Origin of the sequence: Rathayibacter sp. AY1D1, assembly GCF_002932635.1 — a bacterium.
Taxonomy (GTDB): Bacteria; Actinomycetota; Actinomycetes; order Actinomycetales; family Microbacteriaceae; genus Rathayibacter.
In genome coordinates this window covers 1-21,299 of sequence record NZ_PSVY01000019.1, presented here as the reverse complement: position 1 = coordinate 21,299, position 21,299 = coordinate 1, and the positions used below count along the sequence as shown (strand labels likewise).

Sequence of the window (21,299 nt, the reverse complement as noted above, 5' to 3'; positions counted from 1 at the left end):
AATAATGCCGATGCCGCGATCGCGAACCCGCCCGGTGACCATGGCCGATGTCGGCGCTGCTGCAGGCGTCACCGCTCGCACGGTCTCCAACGTGCTCAGCGGCAACGCCAACGTCAGACCCGAGACCCGCGATCTCGTCCTCAAGGCAGTCCGCGATCTCGGATACCAACTCAACGTCTCCGCGCGCGGACTGCGCACCGGCCAGACCGGGCTCATCACCCTCGCGATCCCGGATCTCGCGATCGAGTACTTCGGCCAGCTCGCGACGGTCATCATGTCGGAGGCCGAGCGGCACGGCTGGACCGTGATCATCCAGCAGACCGGAGCGCGCCGAGACGCCGAGATCGCCGTCCTCTCCGGCTCCAGCCGCCAGCTGTCGGACGGACTGATCTTCCAGCCTCACGCACTCGGCCCCGGAGACGAGAAAGTACTCGTCGGGGACCGCCCACTCGTTCTCCTGGGCGACAGGATCTTCGACGGCCCGGTCGATCACGTGACCATGGCGAACACAGCCGCCGCGGCCACCGCCACGCAGTACCTGATCGACCGCCAACACCGGCGCATCGCCGCGATCGGCAGCAACCCCGCCGGCGGATCCGTCAGCGCCGCAGCACTCCGCTTGGACGGATACCGCGGTGCCCTCGAGGCGAACGCGATCCCGTTCGACCCCGCCCTCGTCGCGGTCGCCACCGAGTGGCACCACGCCGACGGCGCCGTCGCGATGACGCAGCTGCTCGACTCCCGCGTCCCTCTGGACGCCGTCTTCTGCTTCAACGACACCCTGGCCTTCGGGGCACTGCACGCGCTGCACGTTCGCGGCATCCGCGTACCGGAGGACATCGCGGTCGTCGGCTTCGACAACGTCACCGCCGCCGCCTACGCGATACCCGCCCTCACCACGATCGATCCCGGCAGCCGCCAGATCGCCAAGACGGCCGTCGACCTCCTCGCTCAGCGCATCCGGAACGGCCCTCCGGCGCACCCGAGCGAGATCGTCGTCGAGCACTCGCTCATCTCCCGCCGCAGCGCGTAGCACAAGCACATTCGTCAGCGACGAGCCGGTCCGCGCCCGAGAACACGTCTGGCTTTGATCGCTGCGACCTTCTCCTTCGTGCCCTCGTACCAGGGCACGGTGCGCAGCAGCGCGGCCCTCGATCCGGTGGAGAGCATTACGGCGCGGCCGCGGGGCATCGCTCCGAGCTCGTCCACGGTCAGGATCCGTTCGCGCTTCAAGGCGGTCGAGGTTGAGCGGACGCCCTTGTTATAGCTGGCGGAGGTCGTTTCGCGGTCGTAGTCCCCGACGAGCTCGGAGACGTTCTGCAGGAAGTCGTTCTCCTTGACGCTGCCGAGGTAGAGGAACGCGTTCGATGCGCTCCACAGCTTCAACATGCCCTCCTTGCCCCGTGCCGCTCATCCAGGCGTCGATCCTCCCGCCCGACGGCAGGCGCGCCTAGCCGCGAGGCCCGCGTCTCTGCGGGACGGAGGCGCCGTCGTTCCCGCGGCGGGACGGCGCTCGTCTCTCCTGTGGTGGAAGCGCGCCCGTCACTCCTGCGCGCCCGTCACTCCTGCGTGCTCGTCACTCCTGCGCGGCCGCCGCGAGGGCACGGTCGAGCCAGTCCGCGAGCAGCAGGCGCTCCGCGGGCGTGAGGCCGGCGAGCTCCGGTGCGAGGGCCCGGACGCCGACGAGGGCGGTGAGCCGCCCGCCGTCGCCGGGGGAGGGCGGGTCGGTGAGGATCCCCGCGAGCACGCTGTCGAGCGCGGCGTCGGTGAGACCGGGGTCGCGGTCGGCGGCGGGGGTGGAGAGCAGGGTGGTGACCACGCCGGTGCCCGCCGCCTGGATGAGGCCGACGGCGCGCTCCTCCGGCACGCGGAGGCGGCCCTCGGCGGCCACTCGCTGCACGCGCGCGGCGAGGACCCGCCGCCCGGAGAGGGCGGCCGGCGATCCGGAGGCGCGGCCCGGATCGCTGAGGAGGCGGAAGAGCGCGGGGTTGGCCAGGCCGAACTCCACCTGCGCGGCCCAGCCCGAGCGCAGGTCCTCGACCGGGTCGACGCCCCCGGCGACGGCCGCTTCGACCGTCCGCGCCTTGGAGTCGACCCAGGTGGCCAGCACGTGCTCCGCGACCGCCTCGAGCAGGCCGTCCTTGTCGCCGAAGAGGCGGTAGATCGCCGGGGCCTGCAGCCCGGCCGCCTGGGCGACCGCTCGCGTGGTGACGGCGGCGGGGCCCTCATCGCGGAGGAGGCCAGCGGCCGCCTCGACGATGCGCAGGCGCGTGTCGGTCGGAGGAGTGGGGCTGGTCACGTATCGACGGTAGCGCACTGTTGCTATCAAGGGAATTCCGTGGTTATCTTCCTCGTGGTATCGCTGATACCCCTCATCGGAAGGCTCTCCCCATGATCATCGTGACCGGTGCCACCGGCGCTCTGAACGGCGCCACCGTCGACCACCTCCTCGACTACGTCCCCGCCTCCGGGATCGCCGTCGTCGCCCGCGACGCCTCGAAGGCCGCCCGCTTCGCGGAGCGCGGAGTGGAGGTGCGCGTCGGCGACTACGCCGACCCCGCCTCCCTCCCTGCCGCCTTCGACGGAGCGGATCAGCTGCTCCTCGTCTCCTCGAGCGATCCGCGGGCCGACGCCGTCGCCCTGCACCGCACCGCCGTCGAGGCGGCCGTCGCGGCAGGAGTCGGACGGGTCCTCTACACGAGCCACCAGGGCGCCGCCGCCGACAGCCCCTTCGGCCCGGGCCGGGACCACGCGGCGACCGAGCGCCTGCTCGCCGAGTCCGGACTCGCCTGGACGTCGCTCCGCAACGGCTTCTACGCGCACAGCCTGGGTCTGTTCCTCGGACCGTGGCGGGAGACCGGCGTGATCGAGGTCCCCTCGGACGGTCGCGTCTCGTGGACGGCCCGCGAGGACGAGTCGGAGGCGGCCGCCCGGCTTCTCCTCTCGGGGAGCCCGCAGGACGGGCCGATCATGCTGACCGCGACGGAGGCTCCGACGTTCGAGGAGATCGCCGGGATCGCGGCCGAGGTCGGCGGGCGGCCCGTCGAGCTGCGCGTCCTCGGCGACGACGAGTGGGTCGCCGCGCGCGTCGCGGCGGGTCAGTCCGAGTTCCTCGTGCGCTTCACCCTCGGGATGCACCGGGCGGCCGAGCGCGGCTTCTTCGCGGGCACCGGCCCCGAGCTCGGGCGCCTCCTCGGACGCGAGCCGCGCAGCGTCCGCGACCTGCTCGAAGCCGGGCAGGCAGCCGTCGCCGGATGACGCCGGGCGGGCCGCCCCGGGCCCGCCCGCGTGACGAGGCGCCGCGCCGTCCGTCGAAGCGCGGCCGAGGCGGCGGCGTCTCGGCGTCAGGGCGGTTTCCCGGCTCCCCCCGCACGACGACGGGAGCCCGCCGCACCGGTGAGGTGCGACGGGCTCCCGAGGAGTGCCGTGCGTCAGCCGCAGCTGCGCGCGCTGTAGGGCGCGGTGGCCGTGGCCGTGACGGTCTTGCCGCCGACCGTGGCCGTGCCGGTGACCGTCGCCTCGCCCGCGGCGAGCTGCGTCGAGCGCACCGTGAACGCGGCGGAGCCGGAGGCGCCCGGCTTCACGCCGGCGATCGTCTTCACGCCCTCCGGGGTGCTGATCGAGACGTCCATCGGCACCGTGTCTCCGTTCTTGCCGACGACCGTCAGCACGACCTTGCCGGCGACGCAGCGCGACGTGGCGGTCGCGCTCACCTTCAGCGAGGACTGCACGGTGACCGTGACCTGCACAGGCATGCGCGACGCGTCCTGCGCGACGCCCGAGACCGTGAAGGTCCCGGCCGTGGCGTAGGCGGCGGGCGCGACGGCGTCCCAGGCCACGTCGACCGTGCTGGTGGTGCCGGCGGCGGTCGTGATCGTGGCGCGGGGCAGGACCGGCGCGGTGCCGACCGTGGTCGTCGCGGTCAGCGGAGCGACCGAGGCGACGGCCAGGCCGGGGGCGTAGCCCTCGAGCACCTTCTGGTACTCGGAGCGCGTCACCGGGATGACCGTGCCGTGGCGCGGCTTGCCGCCGTCGGCGTTCTGCGGCAGGCCCGTGCGGAGCTTCGCTCCGAGCGGCTGCCAGGAGTCGCCGTTCGCGAGGTCGTCGGTGCCGAACGGGATGTAGTGGTTCGGCCCGTCGTGGTAGTTCGGCTGGTCGATGAAGAGGAACCAGTCGAGGCCGTTCACGTCGCCCTCGTTGGCGGGGAAGACGTTGGGGCCCTCACCGCTGGTGAAGGTCTTGCCGGGCTCGCCGTTGGGCAGGCCCGAGGCCACCTTCTCCTTGACCAGCGACCACTCGTCCGCCGGTCCGCCGGTGCCGGGCAGCGAGCCCGAGACGATGGCCAGCAGGTCGGTGCTCTTCTCCTCGCGGAGGGTCATCGACGCCTCGTCCTTGGTGAAGCGGTAGTAGGTGTCGCCGTCCTTCGCGACCGTCGAGTCGATGGTGCCCTTGCCGGCGCCGCGCTTGACGTCGATCCACGGCTTCGCCTCCGAGAAGGAGGTGAAGTCCTCGGTCGTCGCGTACATCATCTGGTTGTAGGTGACGGAGGCGCGGTCGGCCGTGTTCGTGGTCGGGTACATGTTCGAGGCCCAGAAGACGACGTAGGTCTGGAGCTCGTCGTCCCAGTACGCCTCGGGGGCCCAGGTGTTGCCGGCGAAGTCGGTGGAGACCTTGACGTGGCGCTGGGCGGACCAGTTCACCAGGTCGGTCGACTCCCAGACCTCGATGTACTTCGAGCCCGACTTCTGCGCGGTGTCGAAGCCGCCGGGGAGCCCGTCGATCTTCAGGTCGGTGGCGAGCATGAAGAACTTGTCGCCCTCGTGCGAGCGGATGATGAACGGGTCGCGCAGGCCCATCGTCCCCAGGTTCGAGGTGAAGACCGGCTTGCCGCCGTTCAGCGTGTTCCAGCTCAGCGCGTCGTTGCCCTTCGAGGCGGCGAGGCTGATGCGCTCGGCGCCGTCGCCCTCTCCGGTGAAGAACGCCCAGACGTACGCCTCGGTGTCGTCGGTGCCGGCGGGGAGCGGCTGCACCCGGAGGGTGAAGTCGCGGGTCCGGGTGGTGGATCCGCTGGTCGCGGTCGCGCGGACGACCACGTCGATCGCGGGGCTCCCGGTCGCGGGGCGGTCGACGTCGATGGTGCGGGTGCCGGCGGCGCTGCCGTCGCGGACGGTCGCTCCGCTCGGGCTGACGACGCTCCAGGCGATGCTCGAGCCGAGCGTGCCGGTGGTGGGCACCGAGACGTTCGTCCGGATGTCGCCGACGTTCGGGATGGCGATCGCGGCGAGGTCGCGCTGGACCTTCGTCGCGTCGTCCAGCTGCGCGGCGACGCGCACCGCGTAGTCGACCGAGCGGGTCTCGGTGCCGACCCTGTAGGTGGCGGTGAGGGTGGCGGTGGCGTCCGGCTGCCCCGCGGCGGGGCGCGTGACGGTCGCGGTGCCGCCGGTGATGGCCACGGCCGCGCTGTTCGACGTCCAGGTGATGCCGACGCCGCTGGCGGTGGTGGGCACCGTGAAGCCGGCGGTCGCCTCCGTGGGCACCGTGACCGACGCGACGGCGCGGTCGAGGGCCTGCGAGGAGTAGAGCGCCTGCACGGAGCTGCTGCTGAGGGCGCTGTCGTAGACGGCGAAGTCGTCCATCTCGCCGTTCCAGCCCGGGTCGTTGTAGGTCGAGCGCGCGATGTACGCGACGAGCGACGGGCCGAACGAGGAGACGTCGCGGGCGATCGTGCTCTGCGAGATCTGCGCGCCGTTGACGTACACGGTGAGCTTGCCGGTCGAGCCGTCGATGACGGTCGTGTAGAGCGAGAGGCCCGAGGGGGTGCGCGCGCCGACGCTCGGGGTGCCCGTCGCCCCGGCGCCGACCTCGGTGTTGTAGGGAGCGCCCGCGTTGACCGAGTTGGTGACGACCGACTTGGTGTAGCCGGAGAGGTTGCTCGGGTTGAGCAGCCAGTAGCCGGAGGAGAACGAGGCGCCGGAGGCGACGGGCGCTCCGACGAACGCGGCGGCGACGTTGCCGGTCCCGCCCTTGTGGGCGAGCCAGGTCGAGAAGGTCAGGTCCTTCTTGCCGACGAGGCCGGCGGTGGGGATCTCGAGGTAGGGGGCGGCCGCGGCGGATCCGCCGGGGAGGCTGATGAGCCCGTTGCGGAACTGGGCCCCGGAGCCGCGCAGCGTCGCGCTGTAGCCGTTGCCGCTGGTGTCGGCGACCGTGGTGCCGGTGGGGGCGGTGTCGAACGTGTAGTGGAGGAGCGGGGTCTCGGTGGCTCCGAAGGCGGAGCTGGGGACCGTGGCGCCGAGCAGCGCCGTGGCGGCGACGGTCGCGACCGCCAGAGCGGTCCTCACCGCCGATCGTGATCGTCTCATGCAGATAGGCCCTCGTGATCGGGTGCGGCGTCGAGGCACGATCCGCAGGGCCGCGGAGGTGTGCGTCTTCGCACGGGATGTGAAAGTGAACATCCTAGATCGCGGTACCGGATCCTGACCAGACCCCGGGAGAGGTCTGCGGGCTCGCGCAGAACGCCGGCCGGACGCGCGGTTCCTCGCCTCTCGACCGAGGGGCACTGCTCTCCGCCGACGTTCTGCCGGAGCCGGCCGGGTGGCACGATGTCCGCATGGCCTCCGACCGCCCCGTCCTGCTCGTCGTCGACGTCGCCGACGGCGGCCGCGAGGATCCCGAGTTCGAGATCGAGCTGCAGCTGCTGACCGCGAGCGTCGTCTCGGCCGCCACCGCCGCGGGCTTCGTGGTCGACCGCGTCCCTGCCGAGCAGGCCGGCGCCGCCGAGCTCGAGCGCCGGCTCGCCGCCGCCGACGCCGTCGTGGTCACCGGAGGGGAGGACGTCGACCCGTCCCTCTACGGCGGCCGGTCCGACGACCCGCACCGAGGCCAGTCCTTCCCCGCGGCCGACCGCGCGCAGATCGCGCTCGTCCGCCGTGCCGTCGAGACGCGGACCCCGCTGGTCGGGATCTGCCGCGGGATGCAGCTGGTCAACGTCGCCCTCGGCGGCGACCTCGTGCAGCACCTGCCCGGCGCCGGTCACGTGGGCCGGTCGGTCCCCGGCGAGCACCTGTCCGGGATGGTCGACCACCGCGTGGCGCTCGAGCCGGGCAGCGCCCTCGCTCGCATCCTCGGCGCCGCCGAGCTCGACGTCCGCAGCTCCCACCACCAGGCCGTCGACCGTCCCGGCGAGGGCCTCGTCGTGGTCGGCCGCGCCGACGACGGCACCGTCGAGGCCCTCGAGCACGAGTCCGCGCCGCTCTGGTGCGTGCAGTGGCACCCGGAGGACGCGGGCTCGCGAGGCACCGTGCTCACGGACCTGCTCGAGGCGGCGCTCGCCGCGACCGCTACTTGATCGACCCGCGCATCACTCCGCTGACCACCCAGCGCTGCGCGAAGAGGTACACGATCAGCAGCGGCGCCATCGCCATCAGGTAGGACGCGAAGGCGACGGTGTAGTTCGTGTTGAACTGCCCCTGGAAGACGTACTCGGCCAGCGGCAGGGTGCGGGCGGACGGGTCCGAGAGCACCACGAGCGGCAGGATGAAGTCGTTCCACGCCCACACGCAGGTCAGGATCCCGACGGTCGCGTTCATCGGGCCGAGCAGCGGGAAGATCACCTGCCAGTAGGTCCGCCAGGTCGAGGCGCCGTCGGTGCGCGCCGCCTCCTCGAGCTCGATGGGGATCGAGCGGATGAAGGCCGTGTAGATGAACGTGTTGATCGAGAGCCCGAACACGGCGTAGAGCAGGATCAGCCCGGCCTGGTTGTCCAGGCCCAGCAGGGCCGTCTCCTTCACCACCGGCAGCATGATGATCGGGAACGGCACGAAGACCGCGGCGAGCAGGTAGAAGTAGACGCCCTTGAAGAACGGCCTGTGCATGTTCCGGGCGACCGCGTAGGCGACCATCGAGTTCGAGAACAGCGTCAGCACGACGGCTCCGACCGTGATCAGCGCGGTGTTCACGAAGGCCTGGGGGAAGCGGGTCGCCGTCCACGCCTCGGCGAAGTTGCCCCACGAGATCGAGGTCGGCAGCTCGAACCCTGTGCCGCCGAGCTGGTCGGGCGTCTTCAGCGCGGTCACGACGGCGAAGTAGAGCGGCAGGAGGATCGTCAGCGAGCAGACCGCGATGAGCGAGGTCGCCCACCAGTTGATCCGGTAGGTGTCGCGGGAGGGCCGGCGCCGCCCCTCGGGCTCGCCGAGGGCGATCGCGGTCGTGGGGGTGATGGTCGATGTCATCAGAACGACGCCTCCCTGCGGCTGAGGACTCGGAACTGGATCAGCGAGACCACGATGATGATGAGGAAGTAGAGGACGGCGTTGGCCGTCTGATAGGCGTACTCGCCGCCCTGGAAGCCGCCGCGGTAGATCAGCAGCGTGATCGACTCCGTCGAGGTGCCGGGACCGCCGTTGGTGAGGGCGATGATGTGGTCGAACACCTGGAGGAAGTTCTTCATCGAGATGACCATGTTGATCGTGAAGAAGGAGGCGATCAGCGGGAACGTGATCGAGGTGAACTGCCGCCACCTCCCCGCTCCGTCGAGCGAGGTCGCCTCGTAGAGCTCGCCCGGGATGGTCTGGAGTCCGGCGAGGTAGATGATGATCGAGAAGGCCGAGGCCTGCCAGACCGCCAGCACCACGATCGCCACCCACGCCCAGTCGGCGTTCGCGAGGATGTTCTCGCCGATCACCGGGATCGCGCCGAGGATCTGCGGCAGCGAGTTCGCGAAGAGGTACTGGAACACGTAGCCGATGACCAGGGTCGAGAGCACGTAGGGGATGAAGTAGATCCCGCGGAACGCCGTCTGGAACTTGATCCGCGCGTTGAGGGCGACGGCGATGGCGAGCGAGATCACGTTCACCAGCACGGTCGCCACGATCGCGAAGCCGAAGGTGAACCCGTAGGCCTTCCAGACGCGGTCGTCCTGGAGGAGCGCGAGGTAGTTCGAGGCGCCGATCAGGTCCCAGGAGCCGTAGCCCGCGTAGTCCGTGAAGCTGAAGAAGATTCCGGTGAGGACCGGGACCGTGTGGAGCACGAAGAAGAGCAGGACGGCGGGGACCGTCATCCAGTAGAAGGTCTTCGAGGTGCGCCCGATGGTGCGCTTGCGGCGCGCGGGCGGCGGAGGAGTGGTCGCCACCGCCTGCGCGGCGGCCGTCGTGGTCGTGGTCATGGGGTCACTTCCTGGTCGTGCGTGCCGCGACTTTGCGCCACTCACTGTCGAGGGTCCGGAGCGCCGCATCGGCGTCCCCGCTGGCGAGGAACGCCTGGAGCGTGGGGTTGAGCGGGATGCTCGCGGGGATCTGGTGGTCGACGAAGCCGATCAGCCGTCCCTGCTCGAAGTAGGGCTGCAGCTCGGCCAGCGTGGGGTCCGAGTTGGGTGCGGCGCCGACCAGCGGCGAGAAGGCGGCCTGGCTCGCGACGTACGGCTCGACGACTCCGGGGGTCAGCAGGAAGTCGACGAAGCGGCGGGCCGCGTCGAGCTTCGGAGTGCCGCGGCCGATGGCGACGGCCACGTCGACGCCCGAGGTGACCCGCGTGTCCGCCGGGTCGTCGAGCACCGGGTAGGGGAAGACGCCGAGGTCGATGTCCGGGTTGTTCGTGCGCACCGGGTTGATCGCCCAGATGCCCTGCGGGTACATGGCCGCCTCGCCCGCGGCGAAGGCCTGGTTGCCGTCGTCGTAGCCGCGGCCGAACGAGCCCTCCTGCGTGTACGAGAAGAGCTGCCCGAGCCGCTCCATCGTCGTCGCGTAGTCCTTCGAGAACGAGACGGGGGAGTCGGGGCCGAGCGCCGCTCCCTCCTCGCGCATCGCGTCGAAGAAGCCGTCCGGCTGCAGCTGCCCGCCGAGCGCGTTGAAGGCGGGGGCGCCGGTCCAGTTGTCGAGCAGGGCGCCGTAGAAGGGAGTGATCCCGGCGGCGGTGAGCGTCTCGCAGACGGCGATCAGCTCGTCCCAGGTGGTCGGCACCTCGATCCCGTTCTCGGCGAAGATCGTGCGGTTGTAGAGGATCCCGTCCGCGTTGTTCGCGAAGGCGAGCGCGTTCACCTCCTTCCCCTCGAAGCTGCCGAGGGCGGCGAGGATGTCGAGGGCCGCCGGGTTCACCCGCTCGACCAGCTCGTCGCCGGTGAAGTCGTGGAACACGCCGGCCTTCGCGAGGTCGGCGTAGTAGCCGCTGCCGTTCAGGGTCAGCACGTCCGGCACCTTGTCCTTGACGAGCAGGGTGCGGAAGGCCGTGTCGGGGTCGGGCACGTTGTTGGCGATGACCCGGATGTCCGGGTTGGCCGCCTCGAACTCGCGGATGATCCGCGCGAAGTCCTCCACCGCCTCCGCCTTGAACTGGAAGAAGTCGAGCGTGGTCACTCCGTCGCCGGCGCCGGGGGAGGCGCAGGAGGCGAGGGCGGCGGCGGACGCCGCGGCGAGCGGCACCGAGAGGAACAGCCGCCGGGAGAACCCGGGGGGATGCGGATGAGCGGACATGCGGCGCCTCCTTGCGCGTGGGGACAGGTCTCAGGGCGCGCTCGACCGCGGAGGGCGGTGAGCACGAGCACGACGAGCTGCTCCGGATCGAGGACGGGGGCCTGGAGCCCGACGGTGCCCAGCACGCGGCCGCGGAGCGCGGTCCCGTGCTCGGCCCAGCCGAGCGGCGACTGCCCGGGGCCGCCGAGCGGCGACGTGACCGGGGCGAGCGCCACGGAGTAGGTGCGCTCCGGGTCCAGGCCCGGGAGCGTGATCCGTCCGGGCGGGTAGGTCTCGCCGGTGCGCAGCTGGGTGAAGGTGAAGAGGGCGGCGGAGCGGTCGGCGGCGACGACTCCGGAGAGCGAGGCGGCGTCGTCGGCGAGGTCGGCGCGCACGACCGTCCCGGTGTGCAGCAGCGCCCGGTGCTCGCGGTGGAAGGCGACCCAGGCGGTCAGCTCCTCCTCGACGGCGGGGGCGAGATCCGAGACGTCCCACTCGATGCCGAGGTGGCCGGGCAGCGCGGTGCCGGCGCGGAAGGCGAGCGAGTGGGTGCGCTGCGTCGAGTGCGACCGCGGCCCTCCGATGTGCTGCCCCATCAGCTCGGGCGGCACCACCAGCTGGGTGAAGGGCTGGATGGTCTGCCGCTCGAGCGGGTCGATGCAGTCGCTCGTCCAGATGCGGTCGGTGCGGGCGAGGATCCCGAGGTCGACGCGGGCGCCCCCGGAGGCGCACGACTCGATCTCGACGCCGGGATGCCGGGAGCGCAGCTCGTCGAGCAGGCGGTAGAGCGCGAGCACGTTCTCGTGGACGGCGGAGCGGCCGGTGGCGGGCGAGACCGCCTCGATCACGTCGCGGTTGTGGTCCCACTTGAGGTACGCGATCGGGTACTCGGTCAGCAGCGCGTCGAGGGCGCCGAGCACGTGCTCGAACGCGCCGCGCTGCGAGAGGTCGAGGACCTGCTGCTGCCGCCCCGAGGCCGGGAGATGGCCGGCCGGGCCGAGGATCCACTCCGGGTGCGCGCGGGCCAGGTCGGAGTCGGGGCTGATCATCTCGGGCTCCACCCAGAGGCCGAACTGCATGCCCAGGCCGGTGACGACGTCCGTCAGCGGAGTGAGGCCCTCCGGCCAGACCGAAGGGTCGACGGTCCAGTCGCCGAGCGCCGCGGTGTCGTCGCGGCGGCCGAGGAACCAGCCGTCGTCGAGCACGAAGCGCTCGACCCCGATCCGCGCGGCCCGCTCGGCGAGGGCGGTGAGGCGAGCGAGGTCGTGGTCGAAGTAGACGGCCTCCCAGGTGTTCAGGGTGACGGGCCTCGGAGTGACGGGGTGCTGCGGGCGGGCGCGGAGCGACGCGTGGAACCGGGCCTGCAGAGCGCTGAGCCCGTCGCCCCAGGAGCCGTAGGCGACCGGGGTCTCGTAGCTCTCGCCCTGCGCGAGCTCGATCTCGGCGGGCCGCAGCAGCTCGCCGGCCGCGAGGAGCGAGACGCCCTCGACGGTGCGCTCGGCGCGGAGCGAGGTGTCGCCGCTCCAGCCGAGGTGGACGCCGTGCACGAGCCCGCGCTCCCAGCCGAAGCCGGGCGTGCCCGCGGCGAGGAGGAGGGTCGCGTCGGCGCCGGGGCGGCCGCGGCGGGTGCGGCGGGTGTGCTCGCCGATGGTCAGCGGGCGGCGCTGCGGGTGGCGCTCGCGGAGGTGGTGCCCGGTGGTGTCGAGGATCTCGCGCGCGGTCGCGGGGAGCGGGAAGCCGAGCTCGAAGCGCTCGAGGCGGAACGGGCGGGCGTCGAGGTTCTCGACCCGGGCGCGCTGGGTGAGCAGGCCGGCCGCGTCGACCTCGAGGTCCACGGTCAGGCGCACGCCCGCGCCGGTGGCGACGGTCCGGAGGGCGGAGCCGAGCGCCTCGATGCTCTCGACCTCGAACCGCTCCGACGCGGCCGCGCGCTCGTGGGTGCCCTCGAAGGTGGGGGCGTGCTGCCAGCCGTCGGCCTCGACGGCGACGAGCCCGAACGGCGCGAAGGCGTCGAGCCCGCCCGAGACGCGCTGGGGGAGGGCGGCGTCGGCCAGGGCGGATAGTTCGGCGGCGGAAAGATCTCCGAGCGCGGCGCCCCAGTGCGAGATAGTGGGGAAGGTGACGAGGCGGGCGTCGACGACGACGCTGGTGCCCCCGTCCTGCAAGTGGAAGAGGCGCGATTCCCGGCCGGAGAGGGTCACGGAGTCGTTCGTGGGGGCGATGCTGCGGTGCATGGCTTATTTCTAGAGCAGAAGTAATGGGGGTGTCAAGAGCGGCGCGAGTGGCCGGATCTGTTCCTGGGGCGGCGCGCTACCGGTAGCTTTCTACCAGGCCGGAAAGAAGGAGCCCCGTGACCGACACCATCGTCGCCGAGGACGCCTCCGGGAGCTCCTCCGAGCTCCTGGCGCGCGAGGTCCTGATCCACGGTCCCGTCTCGCGGGCCGAGCTCGGCCGCCGCCTCGGCCTCTCGCCCGCCAGCCTGACCCGGCTCGCGCGCCCGTTCCTCGACGGCGGCCTGGTCGTCGAGGGCCCCGAGCAGAGCACCGGAGTCGGCCGCCCCGCCCGCCCGCTCGACATCCGCGCCGACGCGCTGAGCTTCGCGGGCGTGAAGATCACCGGCACCGAGGTCCTCGCCGTCCGCACCGACCTGCGCGCGCGCACCGAGCGGGAGCTGGTCCGCCCGCTGCCGGGCACGGAGCCCGCCGACGTGATCGCCGCGATCGTCTCGGTCGTCGACGAGCTCGGCGGCCCCTCCGCCTTCGCCGGTCTGGGCGTGACGCTCGGCGGGAGCATCGCCGCCGACGGCCGGGTGAGCCGCGCGCCGTTCCTCGGCTGGCGCGACGTCGACCTCGCCGCTCCGCTCTCCGCTGCCCTCGGGCTGCCGGTCGCCCTCGAGAACGACGTGGTCGCGCTCACGGGAGCCGAGCACTGGTTCGGGCGAGGCCGCGGCATCCCGCACTTCGCGGTGCTCACCGTCGGCGCGGGCGTGGGCTACGGACTGGTGGTGCACGACCGGGTGGTCGCGCCCCCGGAGGCGGGGCTCGGCCTGGGCGGCCACTACCCGCTGGATCCCACCGGGCCCGTCTGCGAGGCCGGCCACCGCGGCTGCTCGACCGCGATGCTCAGCCTGCCCTCGCTCCTCCGCCAGCTCTTCGTCGCCAGCGGCCGCGAGCTGACCCTGGCCGAGGGCTTCGCCGCCGCTCGCGCGGGCGACCCCGGTGCCGAGCGCATCCTCGCCGACTCCGGCAACGCGCTCGGGACGATGATCGCCGCGATCGGCAACCTCTCGATGTCCGGCACGGTGATCCTGGCCGGGGAGGGCGTCGCCCTCTACTCGGAGCAGGCCGCGGTGGTGGACGCCGCGATCGCGGCCACGCGCGACCCGGACGCTCCGCCCCTGGCGCTGCTCGTCGACGACGGCGGGCTCGTGGAGTGGGCGCGCGGCGCGGCGGCCGTCGCGATCCAGCGGCTGCTGCCGCGGATCGCGCTCGGGACGCTGGGGTAGCGGGGCTCCGCGGCGCGCGGGCGCTCGGGGTGCCGGGCTGGCGGGTCTTCGCGCCCAGTGTGCCGTCGGCACGCTCGCTTGGCGGGTCTCAGCGCCGCGCGGAGGCTCGGGATATCGGCCCGGCGGGCGTCCGCTCCGGGCGGGTGCCGGGACGCCGGCCTCGCGGGCTAGGCGCCGAGCGCCGAGCCGGGCAGGTCGGTCTGCAGGCCGTCGACGATCCGGCCGAACGCCGCGATCGCCTGGTCGTCGCCGAGACGACCGGAGTCGACTCCTCCGGCGATGCGCAGGACCTCGGCCCGGCGCTCCGCCCTCTCCACCGCGTCGAGCCCGGAGGCCCCGATCGCTGCGGATGCGCGCACTCGCGCGACGATCGTGCCGACGTGCCATCTGCCGCGTGCCATCTGTCTCCTCCTGAAATCCCCGCCTCTCTTCGGAGCGGACGCACACCCGGATGGGTGCGCGTCCCCGGGTCCTCACCCCCGTCGCTCCGGCGATGCGTCACGAACGGTCGTCATCCGGCCGCCGTGGCGACCGTTCGTGACGCATCGATCGAGCTGGGGAGGCGGAGCGCCCGCTCGCGGAGAGGGGGCCGGGGCGCCAGACTGACGGCGAGCGGAGGGAGGCACGATGCGACGCCTCCGCGCCCTCGCCGCCGCGCTGCTCCTCCTGCCCGCCCTCGCGGCCTGCGCGCCGGGAGGCGCGACGGGCGCCCCGAGCGGCACCGCGGCGGCCACCGTGGCTGCGACCACCGCCACCCCGGCTCAGGCCGCCCCCGACCCGGCCCGCTCCTCCGCCCCGTCCGCCCCGGCTCCCGGGGTCACCGTCTCTGTCCAGCAGAACCGCTCCGACATCGCCGGCGGCACCATGGTCTTCGAGGTCCACAACGGCAGCGGCGCCCCGATCGAGGTCACCGCGGCCCGCCTCGTGGACCCGCGCCTCGCCGTCCCGCTCACCTGGACCGGCGGCACGGGCGTCCCCGACGGGACCTCGCGCGACCTCCGCGTCGACGTGCCCGAGCCCGCCTGCCCGGTCGCGGAGGCGCCCACTGCGCTCGAGGTCGTCCTCGCCATCGACGGCCACGGCGAGCACGCGTACCCCGCCGACGACCCGTTCTCGTTCGTCGACGCTCTCGCCCGGTCCGGATGCTTCGCCCGCGCCGTCGACGCCGACCTCGCCCTGCGGATCGACACGTCCGGAGGCGCCGCGCACGAGCCGGCGCGCCTCACGATCACCGCCGACGTCCGGGGCACCCCCGTCGTGCTCCGCAGCGTCGACGCCACGATCCTGCTGCAGCCGCCCGAGGCCGCCGACGCCTGGACCCTCGAGACCGCTCCGTGCCCGCCGGGACCCTCGGCTCCGTGGTCCTGGACGCCGTCCCCACCCGCTGCGACACCCACGCGCTCGCCGAGGACAAGGTCGGCACGAGCCTGCCGGTCACCGTCGAGACCGCGGGCCGGCAGGGCACCGTCGTCGTCGCCGCGACCCCCGAGCAGAAGGGCGAGCTCTACGCGTTCATCACCGCGTACTGCGCGTCCTGAGCGGGGAGGCGGGCGGCGCCGCACTGCTGCCCGCAGCGACCGACGCCTCCACCGCCACTGTTCGGTCCCGTCCGCCTCACGCCGGCGCCGTGCTCAGCGCCTGCAGCCCCGTCACCCGCAGCAGGTCGAGCCGCGCCTCGTCCTCGCTGCCCGGCGCCACCGTGTAGACGACGATCCGCAGGTCGGTGCCCGGAGCCGTGAGCACGTCGCAGTCGATCGTGACCGGTCCGACGGGCGTCCGCGTCACCGTCTTCCGGCTCGCGCGGTGCTCGGCGATGCGCGCCTCCGCCCAGCGCCGCTCGAACTCGGGCGACTCCTCCCGCAGCCGGGCGACGAGGGCGGCGAGCGCCGGATCGCGCGGGTAGCGCCCGGTCGCCGCGCGCAGGTCGGCCGCGAGGTCGCTCGCGAAGTCCTCCTCGTGCTGCGCGTCGAACTCGGTGCCCGCGTGTCCGGAGGTGAAGTGCCGCCAGACGAGGTTCCGCTCCAGCCCGGTGTACACCGAGGGGTCGCCGTTCAGGGCGGCCCAGAGCGGGTTCCACAGCAGGATGTCGTGGGCCGCCGTGAACACCGCGAGCGGCACGTCGCCCAGGCGGTCGACGATCCGCTGCACGCCCGGGCTCACGTGCTGCGGCACGACGCCCGGCGAGGGGACGGCGGCGCCGGCGACCCGGTAGAGGTGGTCGCGCTCGCTGTCCGTGAGCCGGAGCGCCACCGCGAGAGAGCGGAGCATCGACGGCGACGGGTTCCGTGCGCGTCCCTGCTCGAGCCGCACGAGGTAGTCGACGCTCACGCCCGAGAGCGCCGCCAGCTCCTCGCGGCGCAGGCCCGTGGCGCGGCGGCCCGAGCCCGCGGGCAGGCCGACGTCGGCGGGACGGATGCGGTCGCGCCACGAGCGCAGCACCGTGGCGAACTCCTCCATGCCGCCCATCCTCCTCCGCCCGCCGTCGCCGAGCCAGGTACTGACGGTCCCCCCGTCGAGCGCGGCCTGGTCGAGGCCCGACGACCCGCGCAGGATGGGCCCATGACCACGACACTCATCACCGGAGCGAACCGCTCCCTCGGCCTCGAGACCGCCCGCCGACTCCTCGAGGCGGGCCACACCGTCTACGCCGGCATGCGCGACACCGCCGACGGCGACGCCGCCCGCGCGCTCGGCGCCCACCCCGTCCGCCTCGACGTCACCGATCAGGCGAGCGTCGACTCCGCGATCGCCTCCCTGCCCGGGCTCGACGTGCTCGTCAACAACGCCGGAGTGCTGGGCACCTCGTTCGGCGTCGACGACCTCACCCCGGAGGCGATGGCGGGCGTCCTCGAGACGAACGTCGTCGGCATCGTCCGCGTCACGCAGGCCGCGCTCCCGCTGCTGCGGGCCTCCGCGGCCCCGGTCGTCGTGAACGTGGCGTCCGGAGTCGGCTGGCCGCGCTGGCTGAGCACCGAGGGCCACGACGAGTTCCCCATCACCGCGATCCCGTACGCGGCATCGAAGGCGGCGGTCGTCGCGCTCACCGTGCAGTACGCGAAGAACCTGCCGGCGATGCGGATCAACGCGAGCGACCCCGGCTACACCGCGACCGACTTCAACGGACACGGCGGGCACCAGACCGTCACCGAGGGTACGGACGCGACCGTCGCGCTCGCCCTGCTCGGCTCCGACGGGCCGACGGGCGAGTTCCACGACCGGCGCGGGCGCATCGAGTACTGAGCTACGGGGCGGGCGCGGTCGGCCGGACGCCGGCCCGGACCCGGCAGGCGTCCGCGTGCCCGTTCGAGGAGCCGCAGCCCCGAGCCCGGCGTGCGTCAACGCGCCCGTTCGAGAAGATCCCGGCCCGACCCTACGTGCGTCCGCGTGCGCCCGAGACGCGGTGAGGTCCCCGAACCCGCCCTCGGCGCACCGGCCAGCACATGGTGATGAGGTGTCCTGTCTGCGCGGTCACCGGTCCTCGGTGCTGGGCTGTGAGTGACGGCCGGAGCCGGGACGCTGCCCACCGCGTGACAGAGGGCCGGATGAACCGCCGGCCCGACGGTGCGTGCTCGCTCCGGTGCGCCTACCGACTCACCGCGTCTCGTGTCAGCTCTGCAGCTCGACCCCCCAGTTCGTCCTCTGGACGTCGGCGTCGAGCCCGCGCAGCTCGCGCGCCACGGCGTCGGCCTGCTCGCGCAGCTCCCGCACCGGCAGCGCGGGCAGGCGGCGCAGCTCGCTCCGGAGCTGGCGGTAGCCGCGCTCGCCGGCGGCCGCGTCGGCCGCGCGGGTCAGGAGGCTGTGCCGGGCGCGCAGGGCCTCGCGCCGGGCGAGCGCCGCGGTCAGCACCTCTCCGGTGGGAGTGGTGGCCGTCGCGTTGGTGAGGTTGATCGCCGTGACCAGCCGCTCGAGCTCGCCCAGTGCGCGCGTGCAGTCGGCGAGCAGCTCGGCCGGGTCCTCGGTCGGCTCCTCTCCCTCCTGGTAGGAGGCGTTCGCGACGATCCGCGACTGGAGGGCCTCGATCCGCTTCTGCAGGTCGGCCCGCTCGAGGAGTGCTTCGGCGAGAGTCATGCGACCAGGCAAGCACACATCGACGGGACCCGCGCCCCTAGGCTGCGACCGTGCCGCTGCAGAACCATCCCGGAGACGTCGAGTTCCCCGTCCGACCCCGGCTGCGCTACGCGCGGGCGGCCGATGCGCACCGGCGCGGGCAGGGCGCCGGACGCCGCGCCCTCCTGGTGACGGCCTTCGCGGCTCCGGTGGGCCTGGTCGGCTTCGCATGGGGGCTCGCGCTCGGCGGCGGCGAGAGCGTCGTCGCGTTCACGGCGTTCGCGTTCGCACTGGCCTTCGGGCTGCTCGCCGCCACGGTCGGCTTCCAGCAGTGGGATGCGCGCGCGCCGCGCCGCGAGCAGCTCGCCTACCTCGGCGCGGCCGACTCGCCGACCCCGTCCCTCCGCCAGCAGCAGCTGCTCGCGCTCGACGCGGTCAGCGACTTCTCGTTCGCCGGCTGGAACTCCTCCCTCGCGTTCCAGCCCTCGTGGGCCGAGCTCCCGGAGGAGCTGCGGCGCCGCTACGCCGACGGAGCGAAGGGGGCGCCCTGGCAGCAGCTGCCGCTGCATCCGCTCGTCGAGCACCGGGTCGCGCTCGACCGCGACTTCCGCATCGCCTCGGCCGACGACGTCGAGCTGCTGGTCGCCGACGTGCTCACCCGCGGGCCGCTCTCGACCCGTTTCGCCGAGGTCTCGGCCTCCGCCGACGCCGAGCGGATGCGCTCCCGGGTCGCCGCGCTCACGGGCGGCAGCGAGTTCCACCTCCTCGAGCTCGCCCAGGCGGTCGACGGGCGTCCGCCGCTGCTCCTGCTCGCGGGCGACGCCGAGCGCACGATCGGCGCGATCCGCTACGCCTACGTCGCCGGCTACCTCCCGGCGGCGCGCGCCTGGGAGCTGCTGGCCGCGGTCGGCGACCGCGTCTTCGAGCGCTACTCCGGCTGGGACGCCTACTGGGCCGACGCGGCCCTCGCCATCGCCTTCCGCACCGACTCCCTCGGCGCGGTGCAGCACCACCATCGTCTGCGCGCGGAGCTCGCGGCCTCGGGGTGGCCGGCGGCGGCGGTGCCGTACCCGGGCTGAGCGCGGGGCGGCTGCGGAGACGGTGCGACCGAGCTGGAGCGTCCGGACCGGAGGCGTGCTCCCGCGCGGTGACCTCCCTCGCCCACGGGGCTGTCGACGCGGAGAGAGCTGCGGCCCCGGCGTCAGCCCAACTTCGAGGCGGGCACCGTCTCGAGGTGGAGCAGGTCGCGGCGCAGGCGCTGCGAGCGGACGTAGCTGCTCAGCACGTGCTCGGGCGAGGGCGGGGAGTCGCTCCCGCCGAGGAGGGCGCGCGCGGTCGTGAGGCGTGCGCGGCGGATCTCGTCGAACACGGTGGTGCCGTTCCGCGCGAAGGTGCGCTGCAGCGTCCGCTTCGGGACGCCGAGGCGCTCGCAGATCTCCTGGACCGAGAGGCGGGGGTCGGTGGACATCGCGGCGATCAGGGCGAGGGCGCGCGTGTAGACGTCCTCGCTGCTCTCGCGCGGCAGCGAGGTCGCCAGCACAGCGCCCGCCAGCTGCTCGACGGCGGCCCGCACCAGGGGGAAGGCGGGGGAGTCGGCGTCGAGGGTGGAGCCGAAAGTCGCGTTGACGGTCGAGAGCAGGATTCCGCGGCTGGCCGCGTCGGCCTCGGTGACGACGGCGCCACGGTCGGCCGAGTCGACCAGGCCCAGCAGTGGGCGGTCGAGGGCGATCTCGGTGCGGGCGCTCGGGGTGTCGGTCACGATCGTGAACGGGGAGTCGCAGTGGAGGAAGGCGATGTCGCCCGGCGCGACGCGGACCTCGAGTGCCGCCGGATCGTCCGGCTGGATCACGAGCGCGCCCTCGAGCGGGATGATCAGGCGGACGCCCGGGCCGGCGGCGGAGGTGCGGTGCAGGCGGGCCGGCGAGTGCCAGATCCGGAGCACGTCGACGCCGTCGCTGCAGAGGGTGTCGGCCACGATGCGGAACGCGCCGTTCGCGCGGACGTCGACGCCGCTCTGGGCCAGCCACGCGGCCGCCGCGGTGTCCCGGCGGGACACCCCGCGATCGACGATCGGTCGGCTGCCTTCTGCGATTCCCCTCACGGCGGAGTCCTTTCCTCTGGCGCGTCCTCCGTACGACGCGATCCCTCTACCCTGGCCGATCCGGCCCGGTGGTGAGAAGTCTTCATGCGATCGCATCGTCGCTCACCTCCACCGCAAGGTGTCGGATCCCGCCATCGGGGGACGGAACCTGACCTCGGGAGTGCGCCTCGGATCGACGTGGACCTCGAGCGCGGCGACGTCGGTGAAGGGCCGGTCGTCGCTCGTGCGGCCCCGCAGCACGATGGAGTGGCGGAGCGTCCGGGGCGCCCTCAGCGGCGCGATCGTGTAGTGCGCGACGGCCACGAATCCCGCTCCCGGGGCGACCCGCTCGGGCCGGCCGACCACGGTGACCGGGGCCTCGTCGTAGTCGAGCTCGGCGCCCGAGCCGTCGGTGAAGGAGCCGCAGAACAGGGCGAGGTCGTGCAGGGCGGAGGTGCCGGAGTTGTGGAACTGCATCCAGAAGGTGATCACGGCGACGGAGCCGCACGCGGGCGCGAGCCGCACCGCGCTGCCGTCGAGGACGAGGTGCGGAGGCGCATCGAGCGTCGTAGCTCCGAGCATCAGCCGCGCCGCCTGACGCCCGCCGCCGGTGCGGCCACCGGTTCCGCTGCGCGTCCCGCCAGCTGCAGGAGGCCGCACGCGGCGACCACTCCGACGAGGGCGGCCGCCCAGCTCAGGTCCTGCTGGTCGAACTCCCGGAGGTGCGCCGGGACGCCCGTGAATCCGAGGATCCCCTGGGCCGCGGCGACGGTGGCGAAGGCGAGCAGCGCGGCCGTGGCGGCGACCGCGGCCGGGGCGGGCGGGTCGCCCTCCGAGTCCTGGGCGAAGCGGCGGACGGCGTGCGCGAGGGCGAGTGCGCAGAGGGCTGCGGCGACGAGGGCGGCCGCGGTGTAGGCCGGGCCGGCGGCCAGCAGGAGGAGGGCGCCGACGACGACCCGCAGGCAGGCCGGGAGGACGCCGGGAGCGCTGCATCCGCGCGCGCCCGGGCCTCCCCCGAGGGCCGCGGCGCGGGCGCGGGACTCCTCGAGGCGCCTCCGGACGCCATGAGGACCAGCGGCGCGGAGCAGGGCGGTCGCGCCCGAGGCGAGCAGCGCGACGCCGACGAGCAGGGGGAAGACGAGGGCGGCGGCGGGCAGCTCCGCCGGCGGCAGGTGGATGAGCGAGTACCACGCGAGAACGCCCCCGAGGCCGTCGACGTCGAGCT

Annotated in this window: 20 protein-coding genes and 1 pseudogene; 7 read left to right on the top strand and 14 right to left on the bottom strand. The window is 73.4% G+C overall.

Going from position 1 to position 21,299, the window contains the following annotated elements; translation table 11 throughout:
* Nucleotides 1–10: 10 nt before the first annotated feature.
* On the top strand, nt 11–1,033 hold the full coding sequence (locus C5C56_RS12095; protein WP_104224058.1) for a LacI family DNA-binding transcriptional regulator: 1,023 nt from the start codon (nt 11–13) through the stop codon (nt 1,031–1,033).
* Between the two features lie 14 nt (nt 1,034–1,047).
* Here C5C56_RS12095 and C5C56_RS12090 read toward each other — a convergent pair whose 3' ends face one another.
* Nucleotides 1,048–1,389, bottom strand: coding sequence for a TraM recognition domain-containing protein (locus C5C56_RS12090; protein ID WP_104287999.1), 342 nt, complete (start codon nt 1,387–1,389; stop codon nt 1,048–1,050).
* Nucleotides 1,390–1,576: 187 nt separating this feature from the next.
* On the bottom strand, nt 1,577–2,299 hold the full coding sequence (locus tag C5C56_RS12085; RefSeq protein ID WP_104319677.1) for a TetR/AcrR family transcriptional regulator: 723 nt from the start codon (nt 2,297–2,299) through the stop codon (nt 1,577–1,579).
* A 92-nt stretch (nt 2,300–2,391) separates the two neighbouring features.
* Between C5C56_RS12085 and C5C56_RS12080 the strand changes: the two genes are divergently transcribed.
* Nucleotides 2,392–3,258: an NAD(P)H-binding protein gene (locus C5C56_RS12080; RefSeq protein ID WP_104319676.1), complete on the top strand. Its 867-nt coding sequence runs from the start codon at nt 2,392–2,394 to the stop codon at nt 3,256–3,258.
* 173 nt (nt 3,259–3,431) lie between these two features.
* Here C5C56_RS12080 and C5C56_RS12075 read toward each other — a convergent pair whose 3' ends face one another.
* Entirely contained in the window at nt 3,432–6,338 is a 2,907-nt protein-coding gene (locus C5C56_RS12075) for an immunoglobulin-like domain-containing protein (RefSeq protein WP_181137598.1), read from the bottom strand.
* Between the two features lie 269 nt (nt 6,339–6,607).
* Between C5C56_RS12075 and C5C56_RS12070 the strand changes: the two genes are divergently transcribed.
* Complete coding sequence (locus C5C56_RS12070) at nt 6,608–7,345, top strand: gamma-glutamyl-gamma-aminobutyrate hydrolase family protein (RefSeq protein ID WP_104260516.1); 738 nt, start codon at nt 6,608–6,610, stop codon at nt 7,343–7,345.
* On the opposite strand, the gene C5C56_RS12065 is transcribed toward C5C56_RS12070, so the two are convergent.
* From C5C56_RS12065 to C5C56_RS12050, 4 genes are read right to left on the bottom strand one after another with little or no spacing between them, the layout of a single operon-like run.
* Nucleotides 7,338–8,228 carry a carbohydrate ABC transporter permease gene (locus C5C56_RS12065; RefSeq protein WP_374953515.1) on the bottom strand — a complete coding sequence of 297 codons (891 nt, stop codon included), beginning with the start codon at nt 8,226–8,228 and terminating at the stop codon, nt 7,338–7,340. The genes C5C56_RS12070 and C5C56_RS12065 overlap by 8 nt on opposite strands.
* Nucleotides 8,228–9,160 (bottom strand): carbohydrate ABC transporter permease, encoded by a 933-nt coding sequence (locus C5C56_RS12060; protein ID WP_104225874.1) that lies wholly within the window; start codon nt 9,158–9,160, stop codon nt 8,228–8,230. The genes C5C56_RS12065 and C5C56_RS12060 overlap by 1 nt, the downstream gene beginning before the upstream one ends.
* A 4-nt stretch (nt 9,161–9,164) precedes the next feature.
* Nucleotides 9,165–10,412, bottom strand: coding sequence for an ABC transporter substrate-binding protein (locus C5C56_RS18330; RefSeq protein ID WP_258065670.1), 1,248 nt, complete (start codon nt 10,410–10,412; stop codon nt 9,165–9,167).
* A complete protein-coding gene (locus C5C56_RS12050) occupies nt 10,343–12,676 on the bottom strand; it encodes an alpha-galactosidase (protein ID WP_104319673.1) in 2,334 nt (777 codons plus the stop codon). Before C5C56_RS12050 ends, C5C56_RS18330 begins: the two co-directional genes overlap by 70 nt.
* Before the next feature lie 116 nt (nt 12,677–12,792).
* On the opposite strand from C5C56_RS12050, the gene C5C56_RS12045 reads away from it, so the two are divergent.
* Nucleotides 12,793–13,947, top strand: coding sequence for an ROK family transcriptional regulator (locus C5C56_RS12045; protein ID WP_104319672.1), 1,155 nt, complete (start codon nt 12,793–12,795; stop codon nt 13,945–13,947).
* 167 nt (nt 13,948–14,114) lie between these two features.
* On the opposite strand, the gene C5C56_RS12040 is transcribed toward C5C56_RS12045, so the two are convergent.
* Nucleotides 14,115–14,348, bottom strand: a complete 234-nt coding sequence (locus C5C56_RS12040; RefSeq protein ID WP_104287992.1) for a hypothetical protein — start codon at nt 14,346–14,348, stop codon at nt 14,115–14,117.
* Between the two features lie 360 nt (nt 14,349–14,708).
* Nucleotides 14,709–14,858, bottom strand: coding sequence for a hypothetical protein (locus C5C56_RS17930; RefSeq protein ID WP_181137597.1), 150 nt, complete (start codon nt 14,856–14,858; stop codon nt 14,709–14,711).
* Between the two features lie 423 nt (nt 14,859–15,281).
* Here C5C56_RS17930 and C5C56_RS12030 point away from each other — a divergent pair, with 423 nt between their 5' ends.
* Nucleotides 15,282–15,485 carry a hypothetical protein gene (locus C5C56_RS12030; RefSeq protein ID WP_104319671.1) on the top strand — a complete coding sequence of 68 codons (204 nt, stop codon included), beginning with the start codon at nt 15,282–15,284 and terminating at the stop codon, nt 15,483–15,485.
* A 76-nt stretch (nt 15,486–15,561) separates the two neighbouring features.
* Here the strand turns inward: C5C56_RS12030 and C5C56_RS12025 are convergent, their stop codons facing one another.
* Nucleotides 15,562–16,404: a helix-turn-helix transcriptional regulator gene (locus C5C56_RS12025; protein WP_104257455.1), complete on the bottom strand. Its 843-nt coding sequence runs from the start codon at nt 16,402–16,404 to the stop codon at nt 15,562–15,564.
* Nucleotides 16,405–16,506: 102 nt separating this feature from the next.
* Here C5C56_RS12025 and C5C56_RS12020 point away from each other — a divergent pair, with 102 nt between their 5' ends.
* A complete protein-coding gene (locus C5C56_RS12020; protein WP_104319670.1) occupies nt 16,507–17,187 on the top strand; it encodes an SDR family NAD(P)-dependent oxidoreductase in 681 nt (226 codons plus the stop codon).
* A 366-nt stretch (nt 17,188–17,553) separates the two neighbouring features.
* Here the strand turns inward: C5C56_RS12020 and C5C56_RS12015 are convergent, their stop codons facing one another.
* Entirely contained in the window at nt 17,554–18,015 is a 462-nt protein-coding gene (locus C5C56_RS12015) for a DIP1984 family protein (RefSeq protein WP_104224023.1), read from the bottom strand.
* Between the two features lie 50 nt (nt 18,016–18,065).
* Between C5C56_RS12015 and C5C56_RS12010 the strand changes: the two genes are divergently transcribed.
* Nucleotides 18,066–19,073 (top strand): DUF1266 domain-containing protein, encoded by a 1,008-nt coding sequence (locus C5C56_RS12010; protein WP_104248304.1) that lies wholly within the window; start codon nt 18,066–18,068, stop codon nt 19,071–19,073.
* A 122-nt stretch (nt 19,074–19,195) separates the two neighbouring features.
* On the opposite strand, the gene C5C56_RS12005 is transcribed toward C5C56_RS12010, so the two are convergent.
* The 3 genes and pseudogenes from C5C56_RS12005 to C5C56_RS17925 all read right to left on the bottom strand — a co-directional run.
* Nucleotides 19,196–20,050, bottom strand: coding sequence for a helix-turn-helix domain-containing protein (locus C5C56_RS12005; RefSeq protein ID WP_181027279.1), 855 nt, complete (start codon nt 20,048–20,050; stop codon nt 19,196–19,198).
* Between the two features lie 147 nt (nt 20,051–20,197).
* Nucleotides 20,198–20,656: a hypothetical protein gene (locus C5C56_RS12000; protein ID WP_104257452.1), complete on the bottom strand. Its 459-nt coding sequence runs from the start codon at nt 20,654–20,656 to the stop codon at nt 20,198–20,200.
* Nucleotides 20,656–21,299 (bottom strand): annotated as a pseudogene (locus tag C5C56_RS17925) (hypothetical protein); the annotation flags it as partial. The gene C5C56_RS12000 and the pseudogene C5C56_RS17925, both read right to left, overlap by 1 nt.

Coding starts and splice junctions, on each gene's coding strand:
- C5C56_RS12095 (WP_104224058.1), top strand. CDS start 11: ATGCCGCGATCGCGAACCCGCCCGGTGACCATGGCCGATGTCGGCGCT.
- C5C56_RS12090 (WP_104287999.1), bottom strand. CDS start 1,389: ATGTTGAAGCTGTGGAGCGCATCGAACGCGTTCCTCTACCTCGGCAGC.
- C5C56_RS12080 (WP_104319676.1), top strand. CDS start 2,392: ATGATCATCGTGACCGGTGCCACCGGCGCTCTGAACGGCGCCACCGTC.
- C5C56_RS12070 (WP_104260516.1), top strand. CDS start 6,608: ATGGCCTCCGACCGCCCCGTCCTGCTCGTCGTCGACGTCGCCGACGGC.
- C5C56_RS12065 (WP_374953515.1), bottom strand. CDS start 8,228: ATGACATCGACCATCACCCCCACGACCGCGATCGCCCTCGGCGAGCCC.
- C5C56_RS12060 (WP_104225874.1), bottom strand. CDS start 9,160: ATGACCACGACCACGACGGCCGCCGCGCAGGCGGTGGCGACCACTCCT.
- C5C56_RS12050 (WP_104319673.1), bottom strand. CDS start 12,676: ATGCACCGCAGCATCGCCCCCACGAACGACTCCGTGACCCTCTCCGGC.
- C5C56_RS12040 (WP_104287992.1), bottom strand. CDS start 14,348: ATGGCACGCGGCAGATGGCACGTCGGCACGATCGTCGCGCGAGTGCGC.
- C5C56_RS12025 (WP_104257455.1), bottom strand. CDS start 16,404: ATGGAGGAGTTCGCCACGGTGCTGCGCTCGTGGCGCGACCGCATCCGT.
- C5C56_RS12020 (WP_104319670.1), top strand. CDS start 16,507: ATGACCACGACACTCATCACCGGAGCGAACCGCTCCCTCGGCCTCGAG.
- C5C56_RS12015 (WP_104224023.1), bottom strand. CDS start 18,015: ATGACTCTCGCCGAAGCACTCCTCGAGCGGGCCGACCTGCAGAAGCGG.
- C5C56_RS12000 (WP_104257452.1), bottom strand. CDS start 20,656: ATGCTCGGAGCTACGACGCTCGATGCGCCTCCGCACCTCGTCCTCGAC.